Raw genomic sequence first — 12,003 nt, 5'->3', positions numbered from 1 at the left:
GGGAATCTCCAAGTATAATGTTCAAAAAGGATGTGAAAAGATGGTACTTAAAACGTTAACAATCGGTGGTTCCGATACATGGGGTGGCGGTGGGATTCAAACGGATCTCCGAACGTTTGAACAGTTAGACGTCTTTGGATTAAGTGTCTTAACGTGTTTGGCCGTTGAAGCGGCCGATGATTTTGTGATTCGTCCATTGCCAGTTGCGCTGGTAGAGGAACAATTACAAACGATTGAGCGAAACTTCGAGTTGGCGGGTGTTAAAATTGGGTTGTTGGCTGATTTAGAGACCGTGTCACTCGTTCAAGATTTTTGTCAAAGAAATCAAGGGCGGTTTCCGATTATTTTAGACCCTGTCATGGCGTTCAAAGAAACAAAAGACGCACTTCAAAGAGACTATATTGAAAAAATAAAAGAATTATTTCCTTATGTTGACTTAATTACGCCTAATCGCCGGGAAGCCCAGTTCTTATCAGGGATGGAGGCGCTAACGTCAGCCGAAGAATTATCCTTTGCGGCGGAGCAGATTGCGAAGAAAACCGGCGTCAAAGTGTTAGTAACCGGTGGCGAAAGTGGGATCGATACGTATCGCGAGGGCTCATTTACTCAGTCGTTTACCGGACCGATTTCCCTTAAAAAAACCAATCATGGCGCAGGTTGTTGTTTTTCTTCCGCGATTTGTGCCCATCTAGCACAAGGATTTTCGTTAATCGAAAGTATTGAAAAAAGTAAAAATCATGTCTATCAATCAATTGAAAATGGCGTCATTGTTGGCGAAGCTGGCAATGTTTGGCGCCCACAAAAAAAGGAGTCGGTGTAAATGACCTTACAAAAACAATTAGTTAAAATCGCGCTACTGACGGCTTTGACCGTCGCGGTCTCATTATTATTTATTTTTCCTGTCCCTGGCACCAATGGTTTTGTCACGTTAGCCGAAGTCGGGATTTATACGGCTGCCTTTTTACTCGGTCCTTTAGGTGGTTTTTGGGTAGGGGCGTTAAGCGGCGGACTGATTGATCTTTTTTCCGGCTATCCGCAGTGGATGATCGCGTCTATTTTAATTCATGGCATCCAAGGAGGGATTGCGGGATATTTTTTCCGTAAGAATAATAGATGGTTTGACACATTCGGATTTTTAAGTGGCAGTGTCTGGATGGTGTTGGGTTACGCGCTAGCAACTGGACTGATGTATACGTGGCCGGCCGGAGTCGCTTCACTCTTTGGAAATACGATTCAAAATATATTTGGGGTTACCTTAACCATCTTCTTGATGAGTGCCCTTCGTAAAATAAATCACCCATTAATGAAAGAAGGCGTAAGATAATGGATAGAGAACAACTCGTAGCAGATTTAACTCAAATGATCAAAGAAGTTTTAACCCAAGCCCAACTTCATGCGGGCGATACATTTGTCCTTGGGTGTAGCACCAGTGAAATTGCTGGCGGCTATATTGGGAAAAATCCGAGTCAGGAAATAGGTGAGTGGGTCGTTCGTACCATTAAAGATCTGCTAGATGCTGAAGGGATTCATCTTGCGGTGCAAGGTTGTGAACATCTTAATCGGGCCCTCGTGGTGGAACGGGCTGTTGCTCGAGACGCGCAATGGGAAATCGTCGAAGTCTTACCGAGCTTGACTGCAGGAGGAGCTTGTTCCGTCGCAGCCTTCAAGTACTTCGATGATCCAGTTGAAGTCGAACACATCGTTGCTCAAGCAGGCATTGATATCGGGGATACGGCGATTGGGATGCACGTCAAGCATGTACAAGTTCCCGTTCGCCCGACCAAAAAAGAACTCGGCAGCGCACACGTCACGGCACTAAAATCGAGACCCAAATACATTGGTGGACCAAGAGCGCAATATCACTAAAACGACGCTAGAAAGAGGAGCATTCCGGACTCTTTCTAGCTTTTTTTATTCCTTAGCTGCTTAGATCATGGATTTAACAGCGCATCAATCACACTTCTCGCTGTATATCCGAATCGTTTACGAAGCAAATCATGGATAGAAGTTGAATTTCTTGCCTTTTCATCCCCGTCATCTTTATACTAGAAGATAAAGAAGGAGGCGTTTTTATGTCAGATTATCAGATACCAAACGTATGGCAGTGGGAACCAACCGAACAAAGTAAAACAGGCAATCAACCGATCGCAGGTAGTCGCTTCGAGCAAACCTTACCCGTCGGTCAAAAACCGTTACAAGTATATTCTCTAGGAACACCTAATGGAATGAAGGTGACTATTTTACTGGAAGAATTACGCGAACAAGGAGTAACCGAAGCGGAGTATGATTTATACAAAATCGATATCTCAAAAGGCGATCAATTTGGTAGCGACTTTGTGGCAATTAATCCGAATTCAAAAATTCCGGCATTAATGGATTATTCCGAAGAAGAGCCGATTCGTGTTTTCGAGTCCGTGTCGATTTTACTTTATTTAGCCGAAAAATTTGATCAATTGATTCCGAAAACACTCAAAGAAAAGACCGAGTTAATGAACTGGCTCTTCTGGCAAACGGGTGCAGCGCCCTTTGTTGGCGGAGGGTTTGGCCATTTTTATCATTATGCGCCATTTGCACAAGAATATCCCATTAATCGTTACACCATGGAAACAAAAAGACAATTAGACTTATTAAACCGACATTTAGCCGACAAATCCTATATCTTAGGTGACACCTACTCGATTGCGGATATCGCACTTTGGCCATGGTATGGTCGTCTTGTTCAAGGACACCTATACGGCGACGCAGCTGAATTTTTACAAGTACAAGACTATCCGCATCTCATCGCTTGGGCCGATCGGATTAGTGAAAGACCCGCTGTTCAGCGCGGAATCGAAGTGACGTATCAAGATATTTAATTAGTCGAAAAAAAACCGCCTCACATCCATTCTTCATTCGATGGATGTGAGGCGGTTTAACTGTTATTTGACATTCAAAATCGTTGGCGATTCTTGTGGAGCGTATTTGGCATTTTCGCTGCGAATCGCAATCGAAAGCGCTAAAGCGACACAGGATAATCCTGCAAAAACTAACATCGCTGCTGAGTAAGAATGCGTCATATCTGTAACCCAAGAAAGTAACAGTGGACCGACCATCCCAGCAAGCGCCCAAGCGGTTAAAATATAGCCGTGGATTGAAGCAACGACTTTATCACCGAACATGTCACGAATATAAATTGGAACCGAAGAAAACCCACCGCCATAACAAGTCATTAAAAGACAAATGATCACAAAAAATAAGACCGGTGATTTCGTGAAGTACAAAATAACAAGAGCAGTCACATCAATGATAAAGAAGGTTGTAAAGACGTTTGGACGACCGATATAATCGGAAATCATCGCCCAAATAAAACGGCCTCCACCATTAAATAGTCCCATGATTGCCACCATCGTAGCCGCTGACACGGCTGACATCCCCGTTGCTTTTTCTGCTAGAGGCGCGGCAACGGAAATTAAGGCGATACCACAAGTGATATTAATGAACAACATAGTCCACAACATCCAAAAACGCTTCGTTCTTAGTGCATCACTCGCTGAAAACATTTTTTCATCATGAAGTGATGCGACTTCTGGCTCGTTTTTTGGGACAAAACCTTTGGGAACCCAACCAACAGGCGGTTTTTCCATATATTGTGCGCTGAATAAAATAATGACAAAATAACTTACTCCTAAAATATAAAAAGTATTGCTAACGCCGACACTTGCCATCAGTGCTTCTGCGATAGGGGTTGTGATTAACGTAGCAAATCCGAATCCCATAATCGCCATTCCCGTTGCGATACCTGGACGATCGGGAAACCACGCCATCATCGTGGAGACGGGTGTCACATAACCTGTTCCTAAACCGATACCGCCAATTAAACCATAACTCAAGTAAAGCATTGGTAGTGATTGCACGCTAATCGCCCATCCCGTCAAAGCAATTCCTGCTCCGAAGAAAATAGCCGAAATCGTTCCTGTTAAACGTGGTCCATGTTTATCCGTAATCCGCCCCATAAAAGCGGCAGAAAAGCCTAAACAAAAGATTGCCAGACTAAAGGCAAACGAAATTTGGCTCTCAGACCAGGTGCTTGCAGACTGAATGGGATTGGAAAAAATACTCCACGCATAAGCGGAACCAATTGAGAGATGGATAAAAATACCAGCAAGAGCAATCAACCATCTGTTTTTTAGTTTCTTACTGTTTACTGAAGTGTGTGTCATGAAAATACGCTCCTTTATAATATGTTCTAACTGCTTTAGTATACAACAGAAAGCAAAAGAAAGCGCCTTATTTTGTGAAAAAAGCCGTTTTTTGTTGATTTGTTCACATGTTTCAGAGAGATTTAGTTAATAGATGAGCAAATGCGGTTGAATTTACTTAAACGATCTAAGCGAAAATAAAAAAGATTTAGCGATTGACAAGAAAAAGGTAGTCTGATAACATACATATTTGTAAAACGTAATGATTACGATTTAGAAACAAGGAGGTAAGAGATGAATAAGAAAATTTTATGGGGTGCGACGCTTTTGATTCTGGGAGGTGTCTTAGGTGCTTGTACTACGAATCAAGAAGCAACCAATGATTCAGACAAAATCCAAATTATGACCACTTTTTACCCGATGTATGAATTTACAAAAAATGTTGTCGGTGAGGAAGGAGATGTTGAATTACTGATTTCAGCAGGAACGGATAGCCATGACTATGAACCGTCAGCGAAAGATTTACGAAAAATTCAAGATGCAGACGTGTTTGTCTACAATAACGAAAACATGGAAACATGGGTACCTTCCATTGAAAACGTCTTTGAACAAGGCGACGTATTGGTGGTAAAAGCTACCGAAAATATGGTTCTCTTACCTGGCGATGAAGGCGAACATGATCATTCAGAGGAAGAAGAACATGGGCATTCCCATGCATTAGATCCTCATGTTTGGTTAGCGCCGAATTTAGCAATGAAAGAAGTCGAAGAAATTCGCGACCAATTAGTAAAAGCGTATCCGGATAAAGCGGATGTGTTGACAGCTAATGCGGAAGCTTATTTAGAAGAACTCGCAACGTTAGATGAGTCTTATCAAACCCTGACTGATCAAGCGGTACAAACTAGTTTTGTCACGCAACATGCTGCATTTGGCTACTTAGCAACCGAATATGGGTTGACACAAGTTCCAATTGCGGGCCTTTCAGCCGATGAAGAACCATCGCCTGCGCGTTTAGCAGAACTAAAAGAGTATGTCAAAGCCAATGACATTCAATACATTTACTTTGAATCAAATGCGAAAAATGCTATTGCCAAAACATTGGCGAAAGAAGCGGATGTTGAATTACTCGTATTGAATACATTAGAAGGATTATCAGCGCAAGAAATAGAAGAAGGAGAAAATTATGTTTCCGTTATGCAAGAAAATCTAGAAGCTTTAAGAAAAACTACAGAATCAAACCAAGCATCGCTAGGACAAGAAACAACCGTCGAAAAAACCGTTGAAAATGGATATTTTGAAGATGCTGAAGTGGAAGATCGCCCACTATCCAATTGGGCTGGTGAATGGCAATCGGTTTATCCGTACTTAGAAGATGGGACACTCGATCAAGTGTTTGAGTACAAAGAAAAATTAACAAAAGACAAAACGAAAGCAGAATATAAAGCGTATTATGAAACAGGTTACCAAACAGATGTCGATCAGATTACCATCACGGATGATCGCATCACATTCACGGATCGTTCTGGTAATCGAGTGTCTTCCAACTATCGCTATGTCGGTTATAAGATTTTAACGTATGAAGCGGGGAACCGTGGCGTGCGTTACGCATTTGAAGCAACCGATCCAAATAGTGGTGCGTATCGTTACGTCCAATTTAGTGACCATACCATCACAGACACACCGGTTGAGCATTATCATATTTACTTTGGCAATGAAAGCCAAGAACAATTGTATGACGAAATGGATCATTGGCCGACTTATTATCAAGCGGATTTAACAGGCTTAGAAATTGCCCAAGAAATGTTGGCGCATTAATCGATCGGTTATCTACAATTCGACGTAATCCGATTAGATAGACCAACGTCAAAGAATCAATCGTTCCCTATACAAAGAATGTGCGACAACAGTCATTTTGCTTTGAGAAAATAAAGTCGCGTTTTTTGAAAGAGCAAACTTTTATCACCCGTCTATCAATCAAAGGTTTCGAACAAAAAGAGACATCCCGTCTAATTCCAGGGATGTCTCTTTTTGTTAAGGTGTGGTTGTCGATTCAGTAGTGTCGCCCGTTTTCGCCTCTTCTTGCTTGTCACCGGACGGATTAACCGTATTGGTGCCCGTTAAAAATTGCGTAATCGCTTCGCCCTCGCTTGTGATCGTTTCTTCATCGATCAAATCAGCAGCCTCACTGCGTAGTAAATCTTGGAAACGAGCTAAGGTAGTGGCCGCAAATTGACTCTTAATCACAGTAGCCGTCACTTCGGTTTTTTTCGTTTCCACTAATTGACTAAAGGTTTCGTTTGCTAGAAAGCGTGTCACTAAAATATTGTTATTTAAGCCCATCATACCGCCGCCGAAACCACCATTCGCTTCAAAATCAGGCAGCTCTCCTTCGGGTATCGTGGGCATTTCTTGTCCGTCTTCGAAGGCTCCCTCAGGTGGCGTCATCATACCCGGTTCTTGTCCCTCAGGAAACGTGAAGTCATCCATGGTTTGCCCGTCTGGTAGGACCACCTCGCCATCTTCTCCAACAGGTAGTTCTGGCCGTTCATTTCCCTCTCCATCGCCAGACGGCCGGTTGCCCTTCATGGCACCACCTTGGCCACCGAAACCGCCAAAGGATAAGTTTTGATCCCAAGCAACCACCGTCATTTTCTGCGTGTCGAAATCATAATAAAGATAGGAATTATTACCAGGACCGTCAATATCATCATCATTTCCCACTAAATCTTGCATCACTAAATACGTTGCAAACGCCTCAACATCTAAATAATTAGAGAGATTTTCAGCAAATTCTTCATCCGTTGAGTTATTAATAAAATCAAGAAACGTGATCAATGGTGTGAGATCATCATCCCCGTACTTTTGTTCAAAAGCATCGGCGTAATCGGTGGCTTCTGTTCCCCGATAAGAATAATCCCCTCCAGCTTCCGCTTTGTAAAGTAAGCCATTGGCGCCAAATTGTTCCTCTGTCCATAAATCATCATCCGGGACATCGACAACTAGCGTGAGTTTTTCTGCGGAGCCATTGACCGTAAAGCGGGTAAACGCACTCGCTTGGGTCGCCACACCTGCCTCTTCCAACATCGCTAAGGCAAGCGCCTCATTCATTGACGATTCAGTGTTGTTTTTACGAATGACAAAACGTGTCCTCCCAAGATAAGCTTGATCGCCCACATATTTATCTAAACGAATCACCCAAGGAAGCTCCTCCGCATTGATCGAATCCGTTGATTGCTGGATCGCACTTTTGAGCGTGGAATTTCCTTTTAATTTTAACCCCACATTTTGAAATGTTTCCCCATCAATTGTAACCGTCGCTTCAATCCAGTTTTTACTACCATCTTCTTGATACGCCGCAATCATCTCAGCGAGCACCGTTTCATCCACCTCTAAATCAATCGTATGAACTTGTTCCGTAGTGAAAAAAGTCTCTTCTGAATTCGTTTCGGTCAGCGTACTGGTACTCATTGCCGTACTCGTCTTGCCTCCATCGCTTTGTTGCGCGGACACTTGACAACCCGTCGCAGTCATCGCAAGTAGTAAAGACAAACAAATCGGTACCAGATTTCTTTTTAGTATCATTGACCTCATATGTAAATTGGCCCCTTTCTATGAAATACTCACTTCATAAAGAAAAGATACAAGGCTAACCTTAAATAGAACTTAAAGTGGGGGAGTGAGGTTGAAGAGGAAATGGTCTTTGATAGGATTAGGATTATTCACACTTCACTAATTTCCATTAAATAAAAATTGCCACTTTTGATTCTTTAGCAAAAGTAAATTGAATTTTCCCTGTCATTTATTCGGCGATACTTTCATCTTTTCTGCTTTTTTATGATAGTAATCAAAGTTTTTAATGGTCATTTGAGCTTCTCTTGATAATTCATTAACATTTATTGCATAGAACCATTTCTGAAAGGCAGTTCTTTTGTTATAATTATCCAAGCAATGACTTAAAAGAGAGAGAAGCTACTATACGAATTACACAAGTTGATAATAATGAAATTATAGGAATGTACGACATAACTTCTAAAGGTGAAAAATCATTTATTCAAATTTCAGGTTTAAAAAGAAATACTGAATATTTAGTTGAAATACTAGGAGAAAAAGGTCCGTATAATATTTGGTTTACAAGCTAGTTTATAGCGACTGATTACATGATCATTCCTATAAAAAGTGAAAAGCCCCTCAGAAATATTCTGAGGAGGCTTAAAAAGATCTAAGCTAAAAATCTCTTGGATATAACAGTCATGTCTACCAGTGATTGCTGTAGTATTAGAATATCCACAACTGTAACATTTAATTCTAGTGCCTGAACGGTAATACTTAACAGTACACTTTCCACTTAAACCATTATGAGTACTAGTGCCTAACAAAGTTAAATCTCCTTTACATTCCATCCATGCTAAACTCGAACATTTAACACAAACGGAACGGGGCTGAGTGCTCAAGCCATCAGATTCGTCTTCGGTTTCTAATAAATAGAAAGATGTTGTTACAGGATTATTGGAGTTCTGGTGATTTGAATCTGCAAAAACAGGGCTAGTAATACTTCCCATTACTAATCCAACTATAAGTGACAAGACAACAAACACAAAATTTTTTTTCATACCATTATTCTCTTTTTCTATTTTTTATTTTAACTTTAAAAAAATAAATTAAAACGATAGTGTTTTTATTCACATGAGGTAAGAAATAAAAAAAAGGGAAATTGACGCCTATAAAATTATTTCATTTTTGACCCATTAATATTTATGAAAAAAATTAAATAAAAAAATCCAGTAAGGATAAATAGAAGAACTGCTATGGATCGCATCTTTTCTTGAAATAGAAAAACCCATAAAATACCAATAATTGTAGGTAAATTTATACGTCCCATCATAAATAAATTATGTTGGTGTTGAAAACGATAAGCTAAAAGATGTGTAACTAATAGCATACCTAGCATTGCCCATAAAATCATGATATTTTGATTCCCAGATAAATTCATTCCACCAAATGTTCCAAGGGGTACATCAAAATCTTCAGGAACAAGAAATATAGGTAAATTAAAAACGAGCAAAGCAAGTAAAAAGTTAATTAAAGTAAAACCGATGGGATAATTTTTTTTTCTTTTTTTAAGTAAGCATTAGTGTAGAGATAATTCATTGTTAGTTTTTCTTTCATAAAGTTAAATAAGTCATCAACCTTATACATAATTAAAATTCCTCTCTTAAATTTGGAAACGCTTTCTAAAATAAATGATAGCATACTGATATCTCCATTTCAAGATACTTCGTTTAATTAACTTTGCCATTTTAACGTGAAATTTAAAGTCTTTCTGATTCCGGAAGGTCAATTTTATTAAATGTTATTTTGTAATTAACAGATGAAAATAGTTTGTATCCTTGCTTTATTATAAGTAAGTGTTTTTTATTGCCAATAAGTTACTAAATTTCCACTTTGGATTTTTGCACAAACACCACTAGACCAAAAAACTCCAACCATACTAAAATCCATGTAATAAGTAGCTTGTGTAGAAGAAACCTTTGCTAGAGAATCCGAAATAGATATACCAGGAGCAAATCCATTCATCCATTGATTATAAGCTGAAGTAATCTTTTTATTGCTAACTTTAATAGTAGACCCTGCATTACAAATACCTGTGACAACATTAATTTTATAAGTTCCATTTGTTACATTGTTACGTGTATGCCAAACACCCCAACGTAAATTAATTTCAGGTTCACCATCTTCAACTTTTTTAACTTCAATAGTAACCGTATCATCATTTTTATCGGTAACTTTTTGTACATAAGACTCGTCTAACTTAACTTTGGAATTCCTAAGCTGTTAGTGTCAAACTAATCAGCGACAGCGTAGGAATTAAAACCAAATAATAAACATAATCAAAATAAACAACTCATTAAAAGTATCAATTTCTTAATCATTTAACAACACTGCTTAATTTAACTTATTTTTCGTTTTATTATTTAATAAAAAACTTAATAAAAGATATAGTGGAAATGAACCTGTTATAACAAATAAAAATCTAATTATGTTAATATCTACACCTAAAAAGTCAGCTATTGGACCAGAAACTCCTAGAAAAATATAGTTGTTTTTCATATTAATCCCTCCTAAAAATTAGTATTAATTTCTTCATGTACAACACATCACAATAATAGAATGAAATGCCTCCTACTTTTTAAAACTATTGATTGCTATCTCGGAATTTAAATGTAAATATTAGCCCAATAATTATTGATACAATTGAAATAATTAAATGATAAAAGTTTTTTCCTTCAAAGCTAAAATTATCAAAAGTTATTATGCCATTCCATAAACCTAGGATTAAAAAAAATATAGCAAGTATGATATTAACAAAGTTTTTCAAAATTATTCTCCTTATCAAATAAATAGCATTTTCTATTGATCCTGTATAATGTTCAACCAAGTTTAGAAAACCATTTAACCCTGTGTAAGTTGCAATAACAAATTTTACTTTTGTAGGTAGCTTATTATAAAACTTTTCTGATTGCTTTTACCGCGTTCTAAACTGATGATTTCTATGCTACACCATCAATTACATTTATGTTAGACATTTGATAATCATTGAATTCTTCAGCTTCTTCAAAAGAAAGACCTAGCTCTACTAATTCATCTTTAGATAAATTGAAGTTAGGATCAAAAGAGCTTTCAAGTAAGTTTTCTTCTATACTTATATTACTTTCAGATACTTTTACGGAAATAATAGGTGTAACCAAGCTACCTCCAACCATTATTAAGGATGTACTAATTAAAAAAATTTTTTCCAATATTTCATTTTATTTCCTACTTTTTATTGGCATAAATATATCATAAATATATCATAAATATGTTAGAGATAACGCTTTTGACCCTGAAAGGTCGAAAATCATGCCTGAACGTTTAAAATATGGAATTTTTATAGGTCATTCAGATTTACTTGATTCTCCTTTTCGTAGTTATGCAAAAAAAGTTGGTTGTGACATAAGTCTCTGAACAAACCCAGAAAAAAGATGTTTTATCTGCTTTTCTGGGATTTTGGTACAATAAAAAAGAGCGCAGGATTACGACTCCCGCACTCTAGTCCACCACCCTCGAAAGGATGATACAAATGAAACATAATTACAACATAAATCAAAAGAGTTTATAACTTTCAACAAGCTATGAACCCAAAAAAGAGAATACAGTCTGAGTATAATGCTTAAATTGGTGCTCTTTGCCTACACTCGCAGTGTTTTTAGTAGTCGGAAAAACGAACAGCTAGCGGAAGAAAGTTTACCTGCTCCATGGTTAACCCAAGCAAGCCTATCAGGCTTCACATATTCCAGCGTAAACGTAAAGATAAAAATGGATTCGTACGATACTTAAAAGAATACAAAGCTAAAAAATATAATGGAAAATAAGAATTGGTCCCTCAATCACTGACGAAGTCAGGAAGAGTCCGATTGATACAGGTAAATCCAGAACTTCAATATTTTAAAGTGAAACAAAAGACACTTCTTTCATCCAAAGAAACCTGCTCCATTTATGCGCGTCGAAAAATCGATGTGGAAAGGGTGTTCGGGCGGATGAAGGCTTCTTTAGGTTTCAATCGATTCATGTTATGGGGGATTGATAAAGTGAGAAAAGAAATAGGTATTCTAATCACGGCTTTGACCATGCATAAATTAGCAGTAAGAGAGAGAAATGAATAGAATATAAGGAAAAAATGGTATGAATTTAAATTTCGAAAGAAATTATAAATCCATACCATTTTTTATTTTGATTTCTAACTCTAAGAGACTACTTACGTCACAGGCCCTTCTTAAACTATCAATTT

The 12,003-nt window shown here is 38.2% G+C and carries 12 protein-coding genes; 6 read left to right on the top strand and 6 right to left on the bottom strand.

All coding sequences use genetic code 11. From position 1 onward, the window contains the following. Positions 1–40: 40 nt before the first annotated feature. The 4 genes from IGI68_RS03835 (at position 41) to yghU (ending at position 2,855) form a co-directional block, all read left to right on the top strand. Positions 41–820, top strand: coding sequence for a hydroxymethylpyrimidine/phosphomethylpyrimidine kinase (locus IGI68_RS03835; RefSeq protein ID WP_273229855.1), 780 nt, complete (start codon positions 41–43; stop codon positions 818–820). Beyond that, a complete protein-coding gene (locus tag IGI68_RS03830) occupies positions 821–1,324 on the top strand; it encodes an ECF transporter S component (RefSeq protein ID WP_273229857.1) in 504 nt (167 codons plus the stop codon). Further along, positions 1,324–1,866 carry a TIGR01440 family protein gene (locus IGI68_RS03825; RefSeq protein WP_438730662.1) on the top strand — a complete coding sequence of 181 codons (543 nt, stop codon included), beginning with the start codon at positions 1,324–1,326 and terminating at the stop codon, positions 1,864–1,866. Before IGI68_RS03830 ends, IGI68_RS03825 begins: the two co-directional genes overlap by 1 nt. Before the next feature lie 206 nt (positions 1,867–2,072). Beyond that, complete coding sequence (gene yghU, locus IGI68_RS03820; protein WP_071874070.1) at positions 2,073–2,855, top strand: glutathione-dependent disulfide-bond oxidoreductase; 783 nt, start codon at positions 2,073–2,075, stop codon at positions 2,853–2,855. Between the two features lie 63 nt (positions 2,856–2,918). On the opposite strand, the gene IGI68_RS03815 is transcribed toward yghU, so the two are convergent. After that, positions 2,919–4,199, bottom strand: coding sequence for an L-lactate MFS transporter (locus IGI68_RS03815; RefSeq protein ID WP_273229863.1), 1,281 nt, complete (start codon positions 4,197–4,199; stop codon positions 2,919–2,921). A gap of 273 nt (positions 4,200–4,472) precedes the next feature. Between IGI68_RS03815 and IGI68_RS03810 the strand changes: the two genes are divergently transcribed. After that, a complete protein-coding gene (locus IGI68_RS03810) occupies positions 4,473–5,993 on the top strand; it encodes a zinc ABC transporter substrate-binding protein AdcA (RefSeq protein WP_438730657.1) in 1,521 nt (506 codons plus the stop codon). A gap of 216 nt (positions 5,994–6,209) precedes the next feature. On the opposite strand, the gene IGI68_RS03805 is transcribed toward IGI68_RS03810, so the two are convergent. The 5 genes from IGI68_RS03805 to IGI68_RS03785 form a co-directional block, all read right to left on the bottom strand. After that, complete coding sequence (locus IGI68_RS03805) at positions 6,210–7,760, bottom strand: CotH kinase family protein (protein WP_438730654.1); 1,551 nt, start codon at positions 7,758–7,760, stop codon at positions 6,210–6,212. A gap of 515 nt (positions 7,761–8,275) precedes the next feature. Beyond that, on the bottom strand, positions 8,276–8,788 hold the full coding sequence (locus IGI68_RS03800; protein ID WP_438730651.1) for a hypothetical protein: 513 nt from the start codon (positions 8,786–8,788) through the stop codon (positions 8,276–8,278). A gap of 802 nt (positions 8,789–9,590) precedes the next feature. After that, entirely contained in the window at positions 9,591–9,932 is a 342-nt protein-coding gene (locus tag IGI68_RS03795; RefSeq protein WP_438733208.1) for a DUF5626 family protein, read from the bottom strand. Positions 9,933–10,121: 189 nt separating this feature from the next. Continuing rightward, complete coding sequence (locus tag IGI68_RS03790) at positions 10,122–10,286, bottom strand: PspC domain-containing protein (protein WP_438730648.1); 165 nt, start codon at positions 10,284–10,286, stop codon at positions 10,122–10,124. A 440-nt stretch (positions 10,287–10,726) separates the two neighbouring features. Continuing rightward, positions 10,727–10,975 carry a hypothetical protein gene (locus IGI68_RS03785; protein ID WP_438730645.1) on the bottom strand — a complete coding sequence of 83 codons (249 nt, stop codon included), beginning with the start codon at positions 10,973–10,975 and terminating at the stop codon, positions 10,727–10,729. A gap of 615 nt (positions 10,976–11,590) precedes the next feature. Between IGI68_RS03785 and IGI68_RS03780 the strand changes: the two genes are divergently transcribed. Further along, entirely contained in the window at positions 11,591–11,878 is a 288-nt protein-coding gene (locus IGI68_RS03780) for a transposase (protein WP_438730642.1), read from the top strand. Positions 11,879–12,003: the final 125 nt, after the last annotated feature.

Source organism: Enterococcus sp. DIV1314a (assembly GCF_051713805.1).
Classification (GTDB): Bacteria; Bacillota; Bacilli; order Lactobacillales; family Enterococcaceae; genus Enterococcus_I; species Enterococcus_I aquimarinus.
Note: the sequence above shows the minus strand (reverse complement) of the source record. Positions and strands in the feature narration are given on the sequence as shown.